Origin of the sequence: Aliibacillus thermotolerans (genome assembly GCF_027853235.1) — a bacterium.
Lineage (GTDB): Bacteria > Bacillota > Bacilli > Bacillales > Marinococcaceae > Aliibacillus > Aliibacillus thermotolerans.
This window is the reverse complement of record NZ_WKJG01000024.1, coordinates 24,497-47,112: the sequence shown is the minus strand read 5'-3', so window position 1 is coordinate 47,112 and position 22,616 is coordinate 24,497. Positions and strand designations below refer to the sequence as shown.

The following is a 22,616-nucleotide window of genomic DNA, read 5'->3' as shown; positions in this document are numbered from 1 at the left end:
GATAGCGTGACGCCCCACCTTCGATAAAATCTTGTTGCTTCAAGTATGTCAAGTGTACAATAAGCTTCATACAACCGTCCGAGGATGTTTACCTAGGAAAAATAAAAAAGAAACTGTCTCGTCTGAATCAAGTTGGAGACAGTTTCTTCTTAAATAGCGGATATCCTGCTTTATTTTCTACGTTATTTATTTTCTTTATCTTCCAAATATGCTTCCAAATCTTGTATGATTTGTCGTGCCCCTTCTGGAGAAAGAATAATTTTGCCATCCGCAAGAGAAATGTTATCATCGCTTACTTCCCCGGTTACTTGACACGTCATATTCGGTTTGTATTTCTTTAAAATGATGCGGTCATCATCAACGTAAATCTCGAGAGCATCTTTTTCTTCAATATCCAGCGTACGACGAAGTTCAATAGGAATAACTACCCGGCCAAGCTCGTCCACTTTTCTTACAATACCTGTCGATTTCATATTTCGTTCCTCCTCAAATTGTTGGTTTGCGTGTTTACATTGCTGATTCTCTCTATCTCGACAAGACAAAGGCCTCTTTATATGCTCAGCGTATCAATGCTTGCCAAAACATGTCAATTTTCATGCTTATGACGGATTGAAAAAAATACAAAAAGGTTCACTTCCTACCATAATAGGGAACAATAGGAATGTATACAGTACATTAAAGATAACGAACTTTTTTCATTTTTACAAGTGTTTTTTCGCTTTAATGAACATAATTATATTTTTTATAGAACGAATGAGAATATTGTTGAAAAATGAAACACCATTCATTGGTGAAAACCATACGGGGCTTGCCTTGACAGGGAAAATTCGCTTCGATATAGTTTAGAATGGATATATACATACGTCCGATGAAGGGATGAGTAAAAAGAAAGGCTGCTGTTACAGAGAGCTGGGAGGGCTGAGAACCAGTACAGAAAGCGCTTTTGAAGATGGTCCCGGGAGGGCTTTCTTTTCGAGCTTACGAAAGTAAGTAAGGGAAGAACGTGATCCACGTTACGGAAAAAATCGTTTCTTCTACTTGTCTTATATGTAAGTAGAAAAAACGTGAAAGCTTCGTTTTTCAAGAACGGAGAAATGTGGGTGGTACCACGTGAGTGTTTACTCTCGTCCCTATCTTAAAGGGAGGAGAGTTTTTTGTTGGAACAAAGAAAAGCGTAGAAAGCCGGGTAGCCGCGATAAGCGATGGAGGAGTGGTGTAAGAAGCCGTTTTTTGGCTTCTTCAGCGATCCGAAGCGCTCGAGCGGCTGGCTTTCGGAGCTAGACAGAGAGAAAAGCGGAGGCGACTGTTCAGGCGCGATAGATTCTGGAAGGGCAGGAAAGAAAGCGCTCTTTACTTTCTTTATCTGACCTGAAGAATCCGAGCGCCTAGGAGCCGAAGCTAGACAAAGAAAAGCGGAGGCGACTGTTTACGAGCGATAAGCACTGGAGGGACATCGACAGAAGCAGTTCATCGGCTTCCGAGATGGCCGAAGTGCTCGAGCGAGTAGGAGCCGAAGCTAGACAAAGAAAAGCGGAGGCGACTGTTTACGAGCGATAAGCACTGGAGGGACATCGACAGAAGCAGTTCATCGGCTTCCGAGATGGCCCGAAGTGCTCGAGCGAGTAGGAGCCGAAGCTAGACAAAGAAAAGCGTAAGCAACCGCTTAGGCGCGAAGGCGGGGGAAGGACGAGGCAAGAAGTCGCTTTTTGACTTCTGCCGCGTTAAGCGCCTGGTTGCTGGAGCTAGACAAAGAAAAACGGAGGAATCCGGCGCGCTACAGTAATAGAAAAAGGAGGAGCATCATGTCAGAGGAAAAGAAAACTTTTTATTTAACAACACCTATTTATTATCCAAGTGATAAACTGCATATCGGCCATGCTTATACGACGGTAGCAGGAGACGCGATGGCACGTTATAAACGCCTTCGCGGCTATGATGTTCATTTTTTAACAGGGACGGATGAACACGGTCAAAAAATCGAAAGAAAAGCGGCGGAAAAAGGAGTCTCACCACAACAGTTTGTCGATGAAATTGTAGCAGGGATTAAAAACTTATGGGACAAGCTAGATATTTCCTACGATGATTTTATTCGGACAACAGAAGAACGCCACAAAAAAGTGGTACAGCAAATTTTTGAGAAGTTAAAAGAGAAAGGTGACATTTATTTAGGGGAATATGAAGGTTGGTATTCCGTTCCGGACGAGACGTTTTACACAGAAAGTCAACTGGCAGATCCTATTTATGAAGACGGCAAAATCGTTGGTGGAAAAAGTCCGGATAGTGGACACCCGGTGGAATGGGTGAGAGAAAAGTCATATTTTTTCCGTATGAGTAAATATGCAGATCGTCTGCTTCAATATTACGAAGAGAACCCGCAATTTATTCAGCCGGAGTCCCGGAAAAATGAAATGATTAATAACTTTATTAAACCGGGTCTTGAGGATTTAGCTGTTTCCCGTACCGCTTTTTCATGGGGAATTCCAGTGAAAAGTGACCCAGAACATGTCGTCTATGTATGGATTGACGCTTTAACGAATTACATTACTGCTCTCGGTTACGGAACGGAAAATGAGGAAGCATTTCTAAAATATTGGCCGGCAGATGTTCATTTAGTTGGAAAAGAAATTGTAAGATTCCACACGATTTACTGGCCGATCATGTTAATGGCGCTAGACTTACCACTACCGAAAAAAGTTTTCGGGCACGGATGGCTGTTAATGAAAGACGGGAAAATGTCGAAGTCGAAAGGAAACGTGGTTGACCCGATTCCGTTAATTGAGCGTTACGGATTGGATGCACTGCGTTATTATCTGCTCCGAGAAGTACCATTTGGTTCGGACGGCGTGTTTACACCGGAAAGTTTTGTCGAACGCTTGAATTATGATTTAGCCAACGACTTAGGGAATTTGTTAAATCGTACCGTGGCAATGGTAAACAAATATCTCGATGGAAAAATACCAGCTTACGTTAAAGATGGTACCCCATATGATGCTTCTCTTGTGGAAACTGTCTATGCCACGGTGGAAAAAGTGGAAAATGCAATGGAAGACATGGAATTTTCCGTAGCGCTTGCAGCCATTTGGCAATTAGTAAGCCGGACGAATAAATATATTGATCAAACCGAACCGTGGATTCTCGCGAAAGATGAAAATGAAAAAGAGCAATTGGAAGCGGTCATGTACCATTTAGCGGAATCTCTTCGTTTCATCTCTATTATGATTCAACCGTTTATGACCACTACTCCAATGAAAATATGGGAACAGCTCGGTATTCCAGCGTCTTTGACTGACTGGGAGACGATGCGCTCTTTCGGGCAACTGACAAAAGGTACGAAAGTTGTTAAAAAAGGAAAGCCAATCTTTCCGCGTTTGGATTTTGAAGAAGAAGTGAAAAATATTATTGAAGATATGGGCGGTACCGTGCTCACGAAAGAAGAACAAGAACAAAAAGAAAAGACAGAAAAAACGGATGAAATTACGATGGATGATTTTTCAAAAGTAACATTAAAAGTAGCGGAAGTGTTGAAAGCAGAACCGGTGAAAAATGCTGATAAATTGTTGAAACTGCAGTTAGATGTGGGAGATGAGACCCGTCAAGTGGTTTCAGGAATTGCTGAACACTATACACCGGAGGAACTTGTCGGAAAAAAAGTCATTTGTGTAACAAATTTAAAGCCGGTGAAATTACGTGGAGAATTATCGCAAGGAATGATTTTAGCAGCAGAAAAAGACAAAAAACTCACCTTAGCGACAATTGATGATCATTTACCAAACGGTGCGATCGTTAATTAAGGAAAAGGATGTTCAAACATGTTATTTGATACTCATGTTCATTTAAACGTCCAGCAATTTGCCGGAGAAGTTGAAGATGTGATTGAGCGGGCTCGAGAAAACGGTGTGACGCTTTTTAATGTCGTTGGATTTGACAGGGAAACGATCACAAAAGCAATGGATCTTGCAGAAAAATACCCGTATATTTATGCAACAGTTGGCTGGCACCCCGTCGACGCGATCGATATGACAGAAACGGATTTAGAATGGATAGCGTCTCTTTCCAAACATGAAAAAGTTGTTGCTTTAGGGGAGATGGGCCTTGATTATCATTGGGAGAAGTCTCCGAAAGACGTGCAAAAAGAAGTGTTTCGCGCGCAAATTCGTCTCGCTCGCAAAGTAAATATGCCAATTGTCATTCATAACCGAGAAGCAGATCAAGATATCGTCGACATTTTAAAAGAAGAAAAAGCGGAAGAAGTTGGCGGCATTATGCATTGTTTTTCAGGAGATATAGAAATGGCCAAGGAGTGTTTAGATTTAGGATTCTACATTTCTTTCGGAGGTCCGGTGACGTTTAAAAATGCGAAACTGCCGAAAGAAGTAGCGCGGGATATACCGATCGATCGCCTTCTGGTGGAAACAGATAGCCCCTTTCTTTCTCCTCATCCGTACCGCGGAAAAAGAAATGAACCAGCGCGTGTCACATTGATTGCTGAAAAATTGGCAGAATTAAAAGGGATGTCTTTTGAAGAACTCGCACAACAAACGACCCAAAACGCAAAAACATTGTTTCGCTTGGAATGAAAGATAAAATTGGAGTTGGCTGCATCGATGGAAGAAGAAAAAAAGTGGAAAGAATGTATTGTTGTAGAAGGGAAAGATGATACGAAAGCGATTCAAAGAGCGGTTCAAGCGGACACGATTGAAACGAACGGCTCTGCGATTGGTGAAGATGTTCTCGCGCGAATCGCCCTTGCGAAAGAAAGACGCGGAGTGATCATTTTGACGGATCCGGATGTTGCCGGTGAGCGAATTCGTAGGATTGTCAGCACCCATGTAGCTGGCTGTAAACATGCCTTTTTAACGAGAAAAGAAGCGCTCTCTCCAGACGGACAACGTTTTGGCGTGGAATATGCAAAGCCGGAAGTGATCCGTCGTGCGTTAAGCAAAGTACGGGAAACGAAGGAAGAAAGCGAACCAGAAAGAGAAATCATTACTCGGCAAGACTTAATGGATGCAGGGATGATGTATGGACATCAGGCGAAATCTCTTCGGGCTCGAGTCGGTGAAATATTGAATATCGGTTATGCGAACGCCAAGCAATTTTTAAAACGACTCGACATGTTTCATATTTCACGGGAAGAATTTGCGCAAGCATTACAACGGGTGTTAGAGGAGGAAGAAGCGCGTGCAAAAACCAATCGCAACCCCAAGTCGGACGAATGAAATTTTACAAGCACACGGTTTTTCTTTTAAAAAAAGTTTAGGGCAAAACTTTTTAATCGATCATAATATTCTTATGCGTATCGTTGAGGCGACCGGGATGGGTGAAAACGATGGCATCATCGAAATTGGTCCAGGAATTGGCGCTTTAACGGAACAATTTGCACAGCGTGTACGGCGCGTGGAAGCTTTCGAACTTGATGACCGTCTTCTTCCGATTTTGGAAGAAACTCTCGCGCCGTACCCAAACACAACGATTCATCATCAAGACATATTAAAAGTAGACCTCTCTTCAATCATTGAAGAGCGTCTTACGAATGTAGAAAAAATTGCTGTCGTTGGTAATTTGCCTTACTATATTACCACTCCGATTATTATGAGATTGCTTGAAGCTTGTCTTCCGGTAGACCGTTTTGTCTTCATGGTACAAAAGGAAGTTGGGGATCGGATGAAAGCAAGCCCAAATACGAAAGATTATGGATCGCTTTCGATTGCTGTCCAATATTATGCCGCAGCAACTCGTGTATTAACGGTACCCCGAACCGTGTTTGTACCACGTCCGAAAGTAGATTCCGTCGTTCTTTCCCTAAACAAAAGAGAAACACCGCCTGTAATAGTAAAAGATGAAACGTTCTTTTTCCAAGTTGTCCGTGCCTCTTTCGCGCAACGTCGCAAAACCATTCGAAACAACTTGCAACATAATTTACTAACAGATAAAGAAGATCAGAAACGAATGGAAGAGGCATTTCAAAAGTGTCAAATTGATCCGAGCAGGCGTGGAGAAACCCTTTCGATGGAAGAATTTGCTGAATTAAGCAATGCCTTACTTGAATAAATAAGAACGGATGAAGCTGTCTAAAAAGTTGTAACGACTTTTTAGACAGCTTTTTATTGTGGTGGGGAAATGTCACGGTTGTTGGCAGGGCGCATACACTAGTGGGAAAAGGAGGGAGGCAATGATGGAAATAAAAGAAGGGGATCTTGTTGCACGTTATTCTTACCATTGCGACATTATCTTTCGAGTGGTGCAAATAAAGAATGGAGTAGCAGATTTAGTCGGAGAAGAAGTAAGATTAGCTGCAGATGCTCCCTTATCTGATTTGAAGAAAATCAATGATAAAGAATGGCGAGAATATGAAAAAAATTTCCGCAAACAAGAAGAAAACAGCTATCGCCTCTTTCGGCAACAAGCACGGTTAATGAGAGAGAAAAACGAGTATGACGTCTCGGAAGGATATAAAGAAAAAACGACTTATTTCGAAATGAGAGGACGCGTCTTGCACATGGATGGAGATGCTCGTTATTTAGAAAAATGTACTGCTTTATACGAACGACTGGGAATTCCCGTGTATGGCGTTCACGTGAAAGAAAAAGAGATGCCTGAACAAGTCGCTTCCCTTCTGTCCATGGTACAACCAGACATATTAGTCGTTACCGGACATGATGCTTATTTACCGACGCGAGGAAAAGAAAATGATTTGAAAGCATATAGACATTCGAAATTTTTTGGTCAAACGGTAAGGGAAGCACGAAAAGTCATTCCTCAATTAGACCAATTAGTTATTTTTGCAGGAGCTTGTCAGTCTTATTTTGAATGGTTGCTGAGAGCAGGGGCAAATTTCGCTAGTTCTCCAGATCGAATCAATATTCACGCGCTAGACCCAGTATACGCCGCCGCTCAAATTAGTCTTACTCCTTTTATGGAGCGCGTAAGTGTTATCGATATTATTCGACATACATTCACAGGACAAGAAGGCCTTGGTGGGATTGAAACGAAAGGCGTATTAAGAAAAGGGTTGCCATGGAAAGAAGCAAATGAACCAATTTTAGATGAATAAAGGGATCGAAAAAGGGATAGTCAGCTTTTCCATTCTTCGTTACAAAGGAAAAGGACTATCGCTTTTTTGTATAAAAATCAAAAAGAAACGAATACTACATAAGATGAATTAAATGAAATTTATTCGTTGACATGAGTTCAGGTCATTGTTATAATTATTTATTTTATTTGACTTAAATAAAAATGCATGTTAGAATATAATACGAGTGAGGTGGATTTGAAAACCATGGGAAAAACGTTAATGGAAATTAAAGAAACCTTGGATGCCAATGTCGGGAAAAAAGTCACTGTCGTTGCGAATGGAGGGCGTCGAAAAACAATTGAACGCTCAGGAATGATAGAAGGAACGTATCCTTCTATTTTCGTGATTAAATTGGACAAAGACAAGCATTCTGTGGAACGAGTTTCTTTCAGTTATACAGACGTGCTTACAAAAACGGTGGAACTAACCATGTGTGAATAGGAAAATGTTCAAATCCGTCGAAACGGTATAAATTAGCTTTCTGTAATCAGCACAGAAAGCTATATTTATGCTAATTTTGTGCATGCTATTACATACACCCAGGGCAGGGTGACTCTTTTTTGAAGGAGAGTGTATTCATGGGCCGGAGACGCGGTATCATGTCGGATCGACTGAAAGAAGAGATTGCCAAAGAACTCGGTTTTTATGAGACAGTACAGAAAGAAGGCTGGGGTGGCATTAAAGCTCGTGATGCGGGGAACATGGTAAAACGAGCAGTCGAAATGGCAGAAGAAAGTCTCGCTAACAGGCAACAAGGAAATGAATAACTGTCATGGGTGGATACCCCGGGATTTTCCCGGGGATTTTTTATGTCATATTTATGGTTCATGGGACCTGTTTTCATTAAAAAAATAAAAAAAGATGAGGCTGTCTAATAAGTCCTGAAAAATAAATCGAGCGTCCTTTCAACAATTATTTAGCGCTGAATCGGTGCCATACATCGTGCATGGATTGCTTTCACAATGGTATTTGGATCGAAACGGTGCCATGAACCGTTCATAGCTTGTTTCCACAAATATTTTTGAATGAAACGGTGGCATGAGCGATCCATGGCCTGCTTCCATTAGCTATTTTTGTATGAAATAGTGTTATGACCCATCCATGGCTTGCTTTCACAAGCAATACTTTGATGAAACGATGGCATGACTATCCATGACTTACTTCCATCAACAATTTGGTGTTGGAAACATGCCATGATTCGGCCAAGAGGCGTTGATGAAGCGGTAACAAAAAAATGTTCAAAAAGTCACCAATCATGACTTTTTGGATAGCTCCTTCTATTTCCATAAGAATCTTGAAAAAGTGTCGCATGAATTGTTAATGGAAGCTTTCTTTGTATAAAAATTTAAGCGTCGTATGAAGGAGGCGAATGGTAATCATTAGGTGATTGATGCTTAAGTTTTCGGTTCATGCGACCAATTTTTGCTCGGAAAGAAAAATAGATGTCGTATGACCCTTTCATGGAACCGCTTTTCTCTCAAAAGTTCTATTGAAGTGTCGCATGAAAGAAAAAATGGAAATAATTAGGAGATAAAATGCTTATTTTACTGCTCATGCGACATATTACTGCTAAGAAAGGACAAATAAGTGTCGCATGATGATTTCATACGACCAATTTTTTCATATCAAACTCAATGAGTGGTCGTATGACATTCTACATTTCGTTTTTTGGTGTTAGCCTTGGAATCCAGTTGCTTAGGATTAAGGAACTTCTGCTAAAGAAACGTACGTCCTGCGCCTGCGATTACTCGGCGCAAAAAAACATAGAAGTATTGCAGGGTAGATTTTGTTTGCAACGCAGAAGTCAGTACATCCTGTACAAGTCCAGCGTCTTCGCACCTAAACGGATTCCTCCGCTTTTCTTTGTCTAGCTCCGAAAGCCAGCCGCTCGAGCGCTTCGGATCGCTGAAGAAGCCAAAGAACGGCTTCTTTCACCGCTCCTCCATCGCTTATCGCGGCTACCCGGCTTTCTCCGCTTTTCTCCTGTCTAGCTCCGAAAGCCAGCCGCTCGAGCGCTTCGGATCGCTGAAGAAGCCAAAGAAAGGCTTCTTTCACCGCTCCTCCATCGCTTATCGCGGCTACCCGGCTTTCTCCGCTTTTCTGTCTGTACAGTTTTTTTGTTTTCGTCTAAAATGTTATGATGAAACAGTGTATGTCGGATGTAAGTAAGGAGAATGGAATGGTGAAGTATTCAGTGAAAGCTCCTGCCAAAATTAATTTAACCTTGGATGTCCTTCACAAACGGGATGATGGTTTTCATGAAGTGAAAATGGTGATGACGCAAGTGGATCTTGCGGATCGGCTTGATTTTGAACATCGTAGTGATGGTAAGATTGTTGTGGAGATTTCTGGTGGCTCGTTGCCTCTAGATGAGAGAAATCTTGCTTATCAAGCGGCGTTATTACTACAAAAGGAAACAGGTACGACACAAGGGGCCTCTATTTATATACATAAACATATTCCTGTCGCGGCTGGTCTTGCTGGTGGAAGTAGCGATGCAGCCGCTACGTTAAAAGGGCTCAATCAATTATGGGAGCTAAGTTTATCAAAAGAGCGTCTTGCACATTTGGGCGCCACGTTAGGCTCAGATGTCCCCTTTTGTGTATATGGAAATACTGCTTTGGCAACGGGGCGGGGAGAGAAGATTCAACCCATTTCTTCTCCTCCTCCTTGTTGGGTCATTTTAGCAAAGCCGCCAATTAGTGTGTCTACAAAAGATATTTACCAGCGAATCCAATCCTTTCATCCAGCGGAAGCGACGGAAAAAATGATTCAAGCAATAACAGCACGTGATTATAATAAAATGTGCGCCACATTATACAATGCTCTTGAAGAAGTAACTCTATCCCTTCATCCGGAAGTGAGGAGAATTAAAGAAAGAATGATTTCTTCCGGGGTAGATGCTGCTTTAATGAGTGGCAGTGGTCCAACGGTATTTGGTCTTGTTCAAAAAGAATCTCGAGTGCGTCGAGTCTACAACGCGTTAAGAGGATTTTGTGACCAAGTATATGCAGTACGCTTAATTACCGATAAAATCAAAAAGTAAGTACATTTTCCGTGCCAAAAAAGAGAGCGTCTTAGAAATAGTCCGATGCGATTACTCAACTACAAAAGGTACGCCGCTAAAATAATTGTTGTCGAACTTTTTACTGAACATGAAAAGAAATTATTATCGCTTGATAAAATCCGTACAAAAATGATATATTTCAGTTATAATATTCGGATTTTATGGAGGCGTGTATGAAAAAATTAAAAAGAAGCGAGCGTCTTGTAGATATGACGCATTATCTATTGAAACACCCTCATCAGCTCATCTCTCTCAGTTTCTTTTCCGAAAGATATCAAGCGGCTAAATCTTCCATTAGTGAAGATTTGACGATTGTGAAAGAAATATTTGCATCCGAAGGAATTGGTTATCTTTTAACGATTGCTGGAGCGAGTGGTGGGGTAAAATATATTCCAATGGCAGGGGAAGAAGAAAGTGTCCAACTGGTGGAAGATTTGTGTCGGATGTTAGAAAACAAAGAACGACTACTCCCGGGTGGATATTTATACATGATGGATATTTTAGGGAGTCCACAATGGATGAATCATGTGGGCCGTTTATTTGCATCCGTGTTTGCGAAACAAGAAATTGACGCTGTGCTAACGGTTGCGACAAAAGGAATTACTTTAGCTTATGCTGTTGCTTCTCATCTACATGTACCGGTTAGTATCGTCCGCCGCGACCACCGGGTGACGGAAGGTTCGATGGTGAGCATTAACTACGTCTCTGGATCGACGAAACGGATTCAAACGATGTCGCTTGCACGAAGAAGTTTACAAGAAGGAAGTCGAGTGTTGATTGTCGATGACTTTATGAAAGCAGGGGGAACCGCCCGAGGAATGATTAATTTATTAAAAGAATTCCAAGCGGAAGTAGTGGGAATTGGAGTTCTCGTGGAAGCGGAAGATGTGGAAGAACGGCTCGTCGATGATTATGTGTCGATTGCTCGTTTAGAAGAAGTCAATGAAAAAGAAAAACGAGTGCAAGCAGGACCAGGAAATGTTCTTCATCAATTAAAAGAGGTGAGTTACGATGAAAAGCGTTCATACGAATAAAGCACCGGAGGCCATTGGGCCGTATTCACAAGGGATCATTGTAAACAATATGTTTTATAGCTCCGGGCAAATCCCCCTTACTGCCGAGGGTGAATTAGTGGAAGGGGATATTAAAAAGCAGACCCACCAAGTGTTTCAAAATCTACAAGCGGTTTTGGCAGAAGCAAACGCTTCGCTGGATACGGTGGTGAAAACAACTGTTTTTTTAAAAAATATGGAAGATTTTCCAGCCATGAATGACGTGTATGGACAATATTTTCATGAACACCAACCTGCTCGCTCTTGTGTAGAAGTAGCACGCCTACCAAAAGATGTTTTGGTAGAAATAGAAGTCATCGCTCTAGTAAAATAAATTGATTTTCAGCAGGAAGAGCTTGGATAGATGGAGAATATCTATCACAAGCTCTTTTTAATTTTAAAATATTTAGATTTTAAGAAGGAATTTTTCTTCTCTTGTAGAAATGTATGACAGAACTATTTTTAATTGGTAGAAGGTGGTGAAGAAATGGAAGTAACTGACGTAAGACTTCGTCGGGTGAATACGGAAGGGCGTATGCGAGCCATCGCTTCAATTACAATTGATGAGGAGTTTGTCGTTCACGATATTCGCGTGATTGATGGAAACAATGGCTTATTTGTAGCTATGCCAAGCAAAAGAACACCTGATGGAGAATTTAGAGACATCGCCCACCCTATTTCCTCCGAGACACGGGAAAAAATTCAAACGGCCGTGTTGGGAGAATACCACAGACAAGGCGAAAAAGAAAATTCTGCTTACGAGGAAGCAGGTGCATAAATTTTAACAAAATAGATACTTACAAACATGACGGTCGTAATGACCGTCTATTTTTTTGGGTTCTTGAAATCATAAGGGTTTTAGGATATATTCGAAAGGGAAAACTGGACGTTTGGGGGACGGATGATGAATAGTCGTTATGCAGTCATTTTAGCGGCAGGACAAGGAAAGCGAATGAAATCGAACTTATATAAAGTACTTCATCTAGTAGGCGGGAAGCCGATGGTGGAGCATGTCGTAGCCCAAGTGGAAAAAGCTCAAATGGACGAAGTGATTACGGTGATTGGTCACGGGGCAGAGGCAGTGAAAGAACATTTAGGAAATCGGGTTTCTTATGTTCTACAAAAAGAACAACTGGGGACAGGTCATGCAGTGCTACAAGCAGAACCGATACTGAAAGATAAAAAAGGAATGACTGTCGTCTTATGTGGAGACACTCCTTTAATTCGTGCGGAAACGATTCAACAGCTGATGGATCACCATGAAAAAACAAATGCCCGAGCGACGATACTGACAGCGCATACAGAACAGCCGGAAGGATACGGTCGGATTATTCGTGACATCAACGGCCACGTGAAAAAAATTGTCGAACAAAAAGATGCAACAGAAGAAGAGCGCCTCGTGCAAGAAATTAATACCGGTACGTATTGTTTTGACAATGAAGTTTTATTTGAAGTGCTACATAAAGTCGGTAATGACAACGCTCAAGGAGAATATTATTTACCTGACGTCATTGAAATTTTAAAAGATCGGGGAGAAACAATTTCTGCATGGAAGACACCTGATTTTTCTGAGACAATAGGTGTAAACGATCGCGTTGCTTTAGCGAAAGCAGAAAAGGCATTACAACAGCGATTAAATGAATATTGGATGAGACAAGGGGTTACGATTATTGATCCGGATCATACATATCTTTCTACGGATGTGGTGATTGGACAAGATACCGTTATTTACCCGGGTGTTGTGATGAAAGGTACGGTACAGATTGGAGAAAAAGCTGTTATTGGGCCACATACAGAGCTTACCGATAGTGTCATCGGTCATGGAACAGAAATTAAACAATCCGTCGTTGTCAATAGTAAAGTTGGGAATCAGGTTCGTATTGGCCCATATGCTCACATTCGTCCGGAGTCTTTGATCGAGGACAAAGTGAGAATCGGTAACTTTGTTGAAGTGAAAAAATCGACATTTGGCACAGGAAGTAAAGCCTCTCATTTAAGTTACATAGGAGACACAGAAGTAGGAAAAGATGTTAACATTGGCTGTGGTACGATTACAGTGAATTATGACGGGGTAAATAAACATTTAACGAAAATTGAAGATGGCGCATTTATTGGGTGTAACTCTAATTTAATCGCTCCTGTCACGATTGGAGAAGGAGCTTATATTGCAGCCGGTTCTACTATTACGGAAGATGTACCGAAAGAATCGTTATCCATTGCACGCGCCCGGCAAACGAACAAGGAAGGTTACGTTAACAAGAAAAAGTAAAAAGAATTTTTAATATGAATGCGGAGGGAATAGCATGCCAACTTATGATGACCCATATTTAAAAGTGTTCACTCTTAACTCAAACCCAGAATTAGCCCACGAAGTGACAAAAAACATCGGCGTGGAAATGGGGAAAAGCTCTGTTACTAGATTTAGCGACGGAGAAGTTCAAGTAAGAATTGAAGAAAGCATTCGCGGTTGTGATGTGTTTTTAGTCCAATCCACATCGGAACCGGCGAATGAACATTTAATGGAATTATTAATTATGATTGATGCGGTGAAACGAGCGTCTGCCCGCAATATTAACGTCGTACTTCCGTATTATGGTTACGCCCGTCAAGATCGCAAAGCACGTTCTCGGGAACCAATTACGGCAAAATTAGTTGCGAATCTACTCGAGACCGCGGGAGCAACTCGTGTGATCACCGTGGATTTACACGCCACACAAATTCAAGGATTTTTTGATATTCCTGTCGATCAGCTACTGGCAGAACCAATTTTATCGAAGCATTTTCAAGATAAAGACATTGATGATATCGTCGTCGTCTCCCCGGACCATGGAGGAGTGATTCGGGCGCGAAAAATGGCAGATCGCTTAAAAGCACCGATTGCGATTATTGATAAACGACGTCCCCGTCCAAATGTTTCTGAAGTGATGAATATTATTGGAGATGTGGAAGGAAAAACAGCGATTATCGTCGATGATATCATTGATACTGCAGGTACGATGACGCTTGCTGCAGATGCTTTGGTTGAAAGAGGTGCAAAAGAAGTCTATGCTTGTTGTACCCATCCTGTTCTCTCCGGACCAGCGATTGAACGGATTGAGAATTCAAACATTAAAGAGCTTGCGGTAACGAATACAATCGTATTACCGGAAGAAAAACATATTGGTAAAATTACGCAGTTATCGTTAGCCCCGCTCATCGCAGAAGCCATTATTCGCGTCCATGAACAGACATCCGTCAGTACTTTGTTTGAGTAAAATCTTTTCTATTACATAAAATCATATGTATGATGTTCCATGGATTGCAGTGTTATCCGTCTTTTTCAGCTCATATAGAATGTCACGCCCCTCTTTTTTGTTGATGGTGAACAAATCAAGAGGGGTCATCTTGTCGATGAATGGAAAGGGGAATAGAAAGATGTACATTAACGGAGAATGGTTACAAACAGAGAAAACGTTACAAGTAAATAATCCTGCTACAAACGAGAAAGTAGGGGAAGTATTTCTTGTAGGGAAGAAAGAAACAGAAAGTGCCGTCCAAGCAGCGAAGAGCGCGTTTGACGAATGGTCTCAACTGCCAGCGGAAAAACGAGCGAAGTACTTGCGTGCGATTGCCGACAAAATAAAAGAAAGAAGAAATGAATTTGCCGAACTGATTACGAAAGAAATGGGGAAAGCCCTTCCTTACGCAAAAGGAGAAGTGAAACAAACGGTCGATTACTTCAATTGGTATGCTGAAGAAGCACGCAGAGTCTATGGAGAAACGATTCCTTCTTCTCACCCGCAGCAACGCTTGACAACGGTAAAACAGCCGATAGGAGTAGTTGGTGCGATTACCCCGTGGAACTTCCCATTATCGATGGCAGCAAGAAAATTTGCCCCAGCACTTGCCGCTGGTTGTACGATTATTTTAAAACCAGCACCAGAAGCACCGTTATCTTCCATGGAACTATTTAAAGTGTTCGACGAAGTAGGCTTGCCAAATGGGGTTGTGAACTTAGTGTTAGGGGAAGCAGAAGAAATTGCCAGAGTTTTTATGGAAAGCGGTGACGTCCGAAAAATTACTTTCACTGGTTCCACAGAAGTTGGTAAACTATTAATCCGACAATCTGCTGATACGGTGAAAAAAGTTTCAATGGAATTGGGCGGCCATGCACCGTTTATCGTATTTGAAGATGCAGATATTGATCTTGCCATTGATGGCATCATGAAAAGTAAATTCGCTTCCAGTGGTCAGCAATGTGTATGTGCAAACCGAATTTACGTTCATGACTCCATTTTTGACGAAGTCTCCGCTCAATTAAAAGAGAAAGTAGCTGCTTTAAAAGTAGGAAACGGGCTTGAGAAAGACACAAATGTTGGTCCGCTTGTCAATAGCGAAGGTTTAAATAAAGTCCATGATCAAGTAGTCGATGCGGTCAATAAAGGCGCGAGTGTTCTTCACGGTGGTGAAAGACTCACCGGGGAAGAATATGACAATGGCCACTTTTATGCACCAACGATTTTAACGGATATTAAAGAAGACATGAAAGTTGTCAATGAAGAAACATTTGGCCCGGTCATTCCATTAATTCGCTTTACGACCGAAGAAGAAGTGATTGAGAAAGCGAATAACACGAATTACGGACTTGCTTCTTATTTCTATACCAATGATCTCGGGCGGATGTACCGGGTGTCGGAGCGTTTAGAATACGGAATGGTTGGAGTCAATGATCCTGCTCCGTTTCTTGTCCAAGCACCTTTCGGAGGCGTTAAAGAGAGCGGTCTAGGTAAAGAAGGAAGTTTTTACGGGTTAGAAGAATATTTAGAAACAAAATTGGTCTCGGTAAGATTTAACCGCTAGCATCAAGTGGTGAGACTTGATTTGATTAGGAATAAGTGATAAAATTTTGTTTCATGGTGGACGAAATTGTATGAACGATAGACGGACACGTTATCGCAAATAAAAAAGAGAACGTTGATAAAATATTGAGGTGAATCAATCATGGCACACGTGTTAGAAGCAAAACCACGTCCGGATTTAAAAAAATCTGTATCGAAAAAATTGCGTAAAGAAGGTTACGTACCTGCTGTTCTATACGGAAAAGAAACGGAAAGCACTACTGTCGCTGTTCCAAGCATTGAGTTAATTAAAACACTCCGTGAAGTAGGTAGAAATGGAATTATTGATTTAAACATTGAAGGAACAGACAAAAAACATCAAGTCATTGTTCATGATTTACAAGTGGACAACATAAAGGACGAGCTTATTCATGCTGATTTCTATGAAGTAGATATGAAATCAGAAATGGAATCAGAAGTAAATGTCACACTGGTTGGTGACGCACCGGGTGAAAGAGATGGTGGAATCGTATCTCACCTTCTTTATACACTCACCGTTCGGGCATTACCAGCAGAATTCCCAGAAGAAATTAAGGTTGATATTTCGGACTTGAATATCGGAGACGTTGTTCAAGTAGGGGATCTTCCGGAAAATTCTAAGTACACAATCATGAATGAACCAGAAGAAACCATTGTTACTGTACTTCCTCCAGAACAACATGATACAACAGAAGAAACAGAGGAAGTCGCTGAGCCCGAGTTAGTTGGTGCAGAAGACAAAGAAGAGGAAAAAGAAGAAGAATAAGCCTAAAAAGGTATAACCAATCATTTGGTTATGCCTTTTTGAGCGGGTAAATAATGAGTGAAAACGCAGACAGTGGAGCTGTCTGCGTTATTTCTCATTTCTTCTCCTTAAATATAGAGAGGAAAGCGGAAGGGAGATGCAGTAGTGAAAGTCATAGCAGGATTAGGGAATCCAGGAAAAAAATACGAAAGAACGCGCCATAATATCGGGTTTGAAGTAGTGGACCAATTATGTCATCAGCTTGGCCTTTCGTGGAAAAAAGAAAAATGGGGAATGGTTGCATCGACAGGCGTAGGAGAAGAAAAAGTTTTTCTTTTAAAACCTTTAACGTTTATGAATTTATCCGGAGAAGCCATTCGCCCTTTTTTATCTTATTACCATATTTCTCATGAAGATTTACTAGTCATTTACGACGATTTAGATTTGGAACCAGGGACCCTTCGCCTTCGACTAAAAGGCGGTCACGGAGGACATAATGGACTTCGATCGATCATTGATCATCTTGGGACGAAAGATTTTAAACGAATTCGGATTGGCATCGGTCGTCCAAAGAATGGGAATTCTGTCATACAACACGTGTTAGGTACATTTTCACGTCAAGAACAAACCGTGATGCAAGACGTGATTGAGCGCTCGGCCCGTGCAGCAGAGGAATGGCTCTCGGTTTCTTTTGATGAAGTAATGAATAAATATAATTGACACGTAGTATATCTCCTTTTTTTCCAGCTCATACTAATAAAAAAATAGTCGGAAAAAGGAGATTCAAATGGCAATACGTTATTATTGTAGACATTGCGGGAATTCAATTGGTATGTTAGAAGAGGAAGAATGGCTTGTTTCCCCAAAACTTGGCCTTGACCAATTAACCGATGAAGAACAACAACGAATGATTCATTACGGTTCTGATGGAGACGTTCATATCCGAATAACGTGTGAATATTGCGAAGAAGCCCTAGAAAAAAATCCAGACTTGTTCGCCCAAGACCGCTGGATTCACTAGAAAAGCTGAAGCAACCGCTTAGGCGCGAAGGCGGTGGAAGAACGGGGTCAGAAGTCGCTTTTTGACTTCTGTCACGTTCTGACTTACACAAAATCTATTTGGAGATACTTCAATGACTCTTTTTGCACCGAGTAATCGCAGGTGCAGGACGTATGGACCTCTGTGTTACGCGCAGTACGTGAGGGGGTTTAGGCGACGTCCTTTTTAACAAGCAGTTTTTCCTTCCTTTATCTGACCTGACTTGCACAAGTCAAACAGTAGAAGTCAAAGCGATCGCTGCACGCGAATTCGAGATACATTCACGCAATCCATCCAACACTTCTTATCACTATAGGAAAACATGGTTTATAAAATGAAAAGTGAAGGACGGATCCCTTGATATAAAGAAAGTGGATCGGTCCCTTTTTCCATTAAAATCGTAAAAAGAGTTACCGAGTAGAGATATCGATAGAAGGCATGGAAATTGTCTTTTTTCATAAGTTGTTATTTATAAGATGAAAGTTTTTAAGCAGTTGACGGAAAGAATTGAAGGAGGAACATATACATGAAGGGTATAGAGCAAGCCCTTGCCAAAAATGATCACTTGAAGGCAGTGGTCGAAGGGATGAAAAAAGGGCTGAAGGAACAACTTGTTACTGGGTTAAGTGGTTCGGCTCGGTCTTTTTTTATCTCATTAACGAAATCATCCCTTTCACGACCAGTTGTCATCGTGACGCATACTTTATACCAAGCACAAAAAATGTACGACGATCTCGTTGATATGATTGATGAAGACGTTTATATTTACCCCGTAAATGAATTAATTGCGTCAGAAATTGCGATAGCAAGTCCGGAAATGAGAGCGGATCGAGTGGAGGTATTAAATCAGTTAACACGGGATGATTTTAGCGGAGTCGTGATCGTGCCTGTAGCAGGACTTAGAAGATTATTGCCGCCCGTTCATCTTTGGAAAGCTGCTCAAATAACGCTTAAGAATGGAGACGACATTGATTTAGACGAGTTTATAAAACAAGTCAATTCGCTCGGTTACGTTCGTAGTGACATGGTATCTGCGCCTGGGGAATATAGCATCCGTGGTGGCATTGTTGATATTTATCCTTTAACCGAAGCACATCCGCTTCGGATAGAGTTGTTTGATACGGAAATTGACTCGATTCGTTATTTCCAAGTAGAAGACCAACGTTCACTGGATCCCGTTCAAGAAGTCACCTTTGGCCCGGCTTCTGAGCTGATACTTTATAAAGAACATTTTGATCGAGCAAGCGAACAATTAGAAGAAGCATTAGCGAATACGTTGAAAAAAGTAAAAAAGAAAGAACTGAAAGAACAATTAAGAGAAAATATTACTTTTGAAATTGAAGAATTAAAAGAGCAACATCGGTTTGATTCTATATACAAATATGTGCAATTATTTTATGAAAATCCGGTCACCATTTTATCTTATTTTTCTGACAAATTTGTTTTGTTTATCGATGAAGTAACGAGAGTGCAAGAAATGGCGGAAAGATTAGATAAGGAAGAAGCCGAATGGATGGTTGCTACTGTGGAACGAGGAGATATTCCAACGGATCTTTCGATGTCTCTTCATAGTGAGCGGTTAATGACGTATTTTGAGGGGAGCCGTGTCTATTTTTCTCTCTTTATAAAAAAATTCTCTTCCATGCAACTGGAAAACATTGCTAATGTGACGTGTAAAGCGATGCAACAATTTCACGGTCAAATGCCTGTTCTTCAAAAAGAAGTAGGACGTTGGCAGAAAGGAAAATATAAAATTGTCTTTGTTGCTTCTGACCAAGAGCGGGCTGAACGTCTACAAAATGTGTTACACGATTATCGTATCGAAGCGGACATGATTCCAAAAGATGGAGAGTTGTCCACTGGACGCCCTTCCATTGTAGAAGGACAGTTAAATAGTGGTTTCGAACTTCCGGACGAACGATTAGTCGTCATTACAGAACAAGAGATTTTTACGAAAAAAGTAAAAAGAAGACGACGTAAACAAACGTTATCTAACGCAGAAAGAATTAAAAGTTACTCTGAATTACAAGTCGGCGATTTAGTGGTGCACGTCAACCATGGGATTGGAAAATATTTAGGCATGCAAACGTTAGAAGTAAATGGGGTCCATAAAGATTATTTGCATATTCAGTATGCCGGCAATGATAAATTGTACGTCCCTGTCGAACAAATTGACCAAGTGCAAAAATATGTCGCTTCAGAAGAGACGACTCCGAAAATTTATAAGCTAGGCGGAAATGAATGGAAGAGAGTGAAAAGAAAAGTAGAATCTTCCGTACAAGATATCGCCGATGATTTAATTAAATTGTATGCGGAACGGGAAGCTTCCAAAGGTTACGCTTTTTCCAATCATGAAGCGGAAGAGAAAGCATTTGCAGCGACTTTTCCTTATCAAGAGACTGAAGATCAGTTAAAAGCTATTGAAGAAATTAAACGAGATATGGAAAGAGACCGTCCCATGGATCGACTGCTTTGTGGGGATGTCGGTTACGGTAAAACGGAGGTCGCAATTCGTGCCATGTTTAAAGCGATTTTAGACGGAAAACAAGTTGCCATGCTTGTTCCTACGACCATTTTAGCGCAACAACATTATGATACGATTGCTGAACGATTCCGCGATTATCCAATCAATATCGGTTTATTAAGTCGATTTCGCACCAGAAAAGAACAGGCAGAAACAATCCGTAGCTTAAAAACCGGAGGAATTGATTTAGTGATTGGAACCCATCGTTTATTATCCAAAGATGTTGTTTTTAAAGATTTAGGTTTACTTGTCGTCGATGAAGAACAACGTTTTGGTGTGACCCATAAAGAAAAAATAAAAAAAATGAAAGCGAACGTGGATGTGTTAACCCTTACAGCGACACCAATTCCTCGAACGTTACACATGTCGATGATCGGGGTGCGCGACTTGTCTTTAATTGAAACGCCACCTGAGAATCGTTTTCCTGTGCAAACGTATGTGATGGAGTACAATCTCCAATTAGTAAAAGAGGCGATTGAACGTGAAATTTCCCGCGGAGGACAAGTGTACTTTTTATATAACCGTGTGGAAGATATTAGTCGCATGGCAGAACAGATTCAATCAGTCGTTCCGGATGCGGAAGTAACTTATGCGCACGGACAAATGAATGAGCAAGAACTAGAAGCGGTCATGCTTGATTTCTTAGAAGGGGAAAAAGACGTGTTAGTGACGACAACGATTATTGAGACAGGAGTCGACATCCCGAATGTAAATACACTCATCATTTACAACGCAGATCAAATGGGACTTTCTCAACTGTATCAAATCCGTGGTCGAGTAGGTCGTTCCAATCGAATTGCCTACGCTTATTTTACGTACCAACGAGATAAAGTGTTGACGGAAGTGGCGGAAAAGCGACTGCAAGCGATTAAAGAATTTACCGAGCTCGGCTCAGGATTTAAAATTGCGATGCGCGATTTATCGATTCGAGGAGCGGGAAATCTTCTTGGAGCTGAGCAACATGGATTTATTGATTCCGTTGGTTTTGATTTATACTCCCAAATGTTAAAAGAAGCAATCGAAGAACGAAAAGGAATCCGAGAGAAAGAAGAGAAAAAAGTGAGCGTCGAATTAGAAGTACCGGTAGATGCGTACATTCCGGAATCATACATCCGTGACTCTAAACAAAAAATTGAAATGTATAAACGATTCAAAGGTTTAGAAACGATGTCGGATCTAGAAGATTTACAAGATGAAATGATTGATCGTTTCGGTGAATTTCCACAAGAAACCGCAGATTTATTTACTTTAACAAAAATCAAATTGTTAGCTGAGCAGTATGGAGTGGAATCCATCGTGCAAGAAGGGAAGAAAACGACGATTCTGTTAGGAGAAGAGACGAGCGCTCAAACGGATGGAGCGAAATTGGTTCAAGTCATTGACCAACTCGGAAAAGATGCACGGCAAGTCGGAATTGGTACAAGCGGTGGGAAGATGAAGTTGGCAATTCATCACACCCGCTTACAAACTCGGCGCTTTTTAGATGTTCTGTCCCATATTATCGAACATATACCAGAGATGAAAAAAGAAAAAAAGAGCAGACTTCATAACAATCGATAAATTTTAAAGAAATGCCAACTTTTCTCTCAATCATGAATAGTTCTTTTCCATTGGTGGATAATAAAAACAATACAAAAAGAGGCAAAAAGTTTTTATTTGCCTCGCATACATCAAGAATTACAACAACGAAAGGAAAAGGAGGCGCTTCCATGATGAAAGCAACAGGCATTGTGCGCCGTATCGATGATCTAGGAAGGGTAGTGATACCGAAAGAAATTCGTCGTACGTTGCGTATCCGTGAAGGAGATCCTTTAGAAATTTTTGTGGACCGAGAAGGAGAAGTTATTTTGAAAAAATACTCTCCTATCTCAGAGTTAAGCGATTTTGCGAAAGAATATGCAGAGGCCTTATATGATACTCTTCACCATCCGATTCTTGTCGCAGATCGCGACACGTATATCGCTGTTTCAGGCGGTGCGCGGAAAGAATATGCAAACAAAAGCATTGGCCGCGTCGTGGAAGAAGCGATTCAAGAACGTAAAACGAAAGTGACCTCGATAAAAGGGGAGTACAATCTTGTCAGTGACCACGAAGAAACGATGAAAGGATACGCCGTGGCACCAATTATTGCAAATGGTGATCCAATCGGGGCAGTGGTGATGATTGCGAAAGAAGGAAAAGTAGATGAAGCAATCTCCGGCAAGCTCTTGGAAACGGCAGCGAGCTTTTTAGCGCGACAAATGGAACAATAATCTTTA

At 41.2% G+C, this 22,616-nt stretch carries 21 protein-coding genes; 19 read left to right on the top strand and 2 right to left on the bottom strand.

Annotated features, from left to right (window positions below):
- Nucleotides 1-182: 182 nt before the first annotated feature.
- Complete coding sequence (locus tag GJS40_RS02230; protein ID WP_270895799.1) at nucleotides 183-473, bottom strand: AbrB/MazE/SpoVT family DNA-binding domain-containing protein; 291 nt, start codon at nucleotides 471-473, stop codon at nucleotides 183-185.
- Between the two features lie 1,329 nt (nucleotides 474-1,802).
- Between GJS40_RS02230 and metG the strand changes: the two genes are divergently transcribed.
- From metG to GJS40_RS02195, 7 genes are all read left to right on the top strand, one after another.
- Nucleotides 1,803-3,791 (top strand): methionine--tRNA ligase, encoded by a 1,989-nt coding sequence (gene metG / locus GJS40_RS02225; protein WP_270895797.1) that lies wholly within the window; start codon nucleotides 1,803-1,805, stop codon nucleotides 3,789-3,791.
- 18 nt (nucleotides 3,792-3,809) lie between these two features.
- The gene (locus tag GJS40_RS02220; RefSeq protein WP_270895796.1) at nucleotides 3,810-4,577 is read left to right on the top strand and encodes a TatD family hydrolase; all 768 of its coding nucleotides are present in this window, start codon (nucleotides 3,810-3,812) and stop codon (nucleotides 4,575-4,577) included.
- A 27-nt stretch (nucleotides 4,578-4,604) separates the two neighbouring features.
- A complete protein-coding gene (rnmV, locus tag GJS40_RS02215) occupies nucleotides 4,605-5,219 on the top strand; it encodes a ribonuclease M5 (protein ID WP_270895794.1) in 615 nt (204 codons plus the stop codon).
- On the top strand, nucleotides 5,182-6,051 hold the full coding sequence (rsmA, locus tag GJS40_RS02210; RefSeq protein ID WP_270895792.1) for a 16S rRNA (adenine(1518)-N(6)/adenine(1519)-N(6))-dimethyltransferase RsmA: 870 nt from the start codon (nucleotides 5,182-5,184) through the stop codon (nucleotides 6,049-6,051). Before rnmV ends, rsmA begins: the two co-directional genes overlap by 38 nt.
- Before the next feature lie 124 nt (nucleotides 6,052-6,175).
- Nucleotides 6,176-7,054, top strand: a complete 879-nt coding sequence (yabG, locus tag GJS40_RS02205) for a sporulation peptidase YabG (protein ID WP_270895791.1) — start codon at nucleotides 6,176-6,178, stop codon at nucleotides 7,052-7,054.
- A gap of 225 nt (nucleotides 7,055-7,279) precedes the next feature.
- Complete coding sequence (locus GJS40_RS02200; RefSeq protein WP_270895790.1) at nucleotides 7,280-7,516, top strand: Veg family protein; 237 nt, start codon at nucleotides 7,280-7,282, stop codon at nucleotides 7,514-7,516.
- A 137-nt stretch (nucleotides 7,517-7,653) separates the two neighbouring features.
- Nucleotides 7,654-7,842 carry a small, acid-soluble spore protein, alpha/beta type gene (locus GJS40_RS02195; RefSeq protein WP_270895788.1) on the top strand — a complete coding sequence of 63 codons (189 nt, stop codon included), beginning with the start codon at nucleotides 7,654-7,656 and terminating at the stop codon, nucleotides 7,840-7,842.
- Between the two features lie 149 nt (nucleotides 7,843-7,991).
- Here GJS40_RS02195 and GJS40_RS02190 read toward each other — a convergent pair whose 3' ends face one another.
- Nucleotides 7,992-8,126 carry a hypothetical protein gene (locus GJS40_RS02190; RefSeq protein WP_270895787.1) on the bottom strand — a complete coding sequence of 45 codons (135 nt, stop codon included), beginning with the start codon at nucleotides 8,124-8,126 and terminating at the stop codon, nucleotides 7,992-7,994.
- Between the two features lie 1,131 nt (nucleotides 8,127-9,257).
- Here GJS40_RS02190 and ispE point away from each other — a divergent pair.
- The 12 genes from ispE (at nucleotide 9,258) to spoVT (ending at nucleotide 22,610) form a co-directional block, all read left to right on the top strand.
- Nucleotides 9,258-10,121: a 4-(cytidine 5'-diphospho)-2-C-methyl-D-erythritol kinase gene (ispE, locus tag GJS40_RS02185; protein ID WP_270895786.1), complete on the top strand. Its 864-nt coding sequence runs from the start codon at nucleotides 9,258-9,260 to the stop codon at nucleotides 10,119-10,121.
- A 194-nt stretch (nucleotides 10,122-10,315) separates the two neighbouring features.
- Nucleotides 10,316-11,176 carry a pur operon repressor gene (gene purR / locus GJS40_RS02180; RefSeq protein ID WP_270895784.1) on the top strand — a complete coding sequence of 287 codons (861 nt, stop codon included), beginning with the start codon at nucleotides 10,316-10,318 and terminating at the stop codon, nucleotides 11,174-11,176.
- Entirely contained in the window at nucleotides 11,154-11,528 is a 375-nt protein-coding gene (locus GJS40_RS02175; protein WP_270895782.1) for a RidA family protein, read from the top strand. Before purR ends, GJS40_RS02175 begins: the two co-directional genes overlap by 23 nt.
- 153 nt (nucleotides 11,529-11,681) lie before the next feature.
- Nucleotides 11,682-11,972: a septation regulator SpoVG gene (gene spoVG / locus GJS40_RS02170; protein ID WP_270895781.1), complete on the top strand. Its 291-nt coding sequence runs from the start codon at nucleotides 11,682-11,684 to the stop codon at nucleotides 11,970-11,972.
- A gap of 126 nt (nucleotides 11,973-12,098) precedes the next feature.
- Nucleotides 12,099-13,463: a bifunctional UDP-N-acetylglucosamine diphosphorylase/glucosamine-1-phosphate N-acetyltransferase GlmU gene (glmU, locus tag GJS40_RS02165; protein WP_270895779.1), complete on the top strand. Its 1,365-nt coding sequence runs from the start codon at nucleotides 12,099-12,101 to the stop codon at nucleotides 13,461-13,463.
- 34 nt (nucleotides 13,464-13,497) lie between these two features.
- Nucleotides 13,498-14,448 carry a ribose-phosphate diphosphokinase gene (locus tag GJS40_RS02160; RefSeq protein ID WP_270895777.1) on the top strand — a complete coding sequence of 317 codons (951 nt, stop codon included), beginning with the start codon at nucleotides 13,498-13,500 and terminating at the stop codon, nucleotides 14,446-14,448.
- Between the two features lie 160 nt (nucleotides 14,449-14,608).
- Nucleotides 14,609-16,033 (top strand): NAD-dependent succinate-semialdehyde dehydrogenase, encoded by a 1,425-nt coding sequence (locus GJS40_RS02155; protein WP_270895775.1) that lies wholly within the window; start codon nucleotides 14,609-14,611, stop codon nucleotides 16,031-16,033.
- 141 nt (nucleotides 16,034-16,174) lie between these two features.
- Nucleotides 16,175-16,816, top strand: coding sequence for a 50S ribosomal protein L25/general stress protein Ctc (locus tag GJS40_RS02150; RefSeq protein ID WP_270895773.1), 642 nt, complete (start codon nucleotides 16,175-16,177; stop codon nucleotides 16,814-16,816).
- A gap of 144 nt (nucleotides 16,817-16,960) precedes the next feature.
- Entirely contained in the window at nucleotides 16,961-17,515 is a 555-nt protein-coding gene (gene pth, locus GJS40_RS02145) for an aminoacyl-tRNA hydrolase (RefSeq protein WP_270895772.1), read from the top strand.
- A gap of 67 nt (nucleotides 17,516-17,582) precedes the next feature.
- Nucleotides 17,583-17,816, top strand: a complete 234-nt coding sequence (locus GJS40_RS02140; RefSeq protein ID WP_270895770.1) for an anti-sigma-F factor Fin family protein — start codon at nucleotides 17,583-17,585, stop codon at nucleotides 17,814-17,816.
- A gap of 544 nt (nucleotides 17,817-18,360) precedes the next feature.
- Nucleotides 18,361-21,918 carry a transcription-repair coupling factor gene (gene mfd, locus GJS40_RS02135; RefSeq protein WP_270895769.1) on the top strand — a complete coding sequence of 1,186 codons (3,558 nt, stop codon included), beginning with the start codon at nucleotides 18,361-18,363 and terminating at the stop codon, nucleotides 21,916-21,918.
- 152 nt (nucleotides 21,919-22,070) lie between these two features.
- Nucleotides 22,071-22,610 (top strand): stage V sporulation protein T, encoded by a 540-nt coding sequence (gene spoVT / locus GJS40_RS02130; RefSeq protein WP_270895824.1) that lies wholly within the window; start codon nucleotides 22,071-22,073, stop codon nucleotides 22,608-22,610.
- The last annotated feature ends 6 nt before the right edge of the window (nucleotides 22,611-22,616 follow it).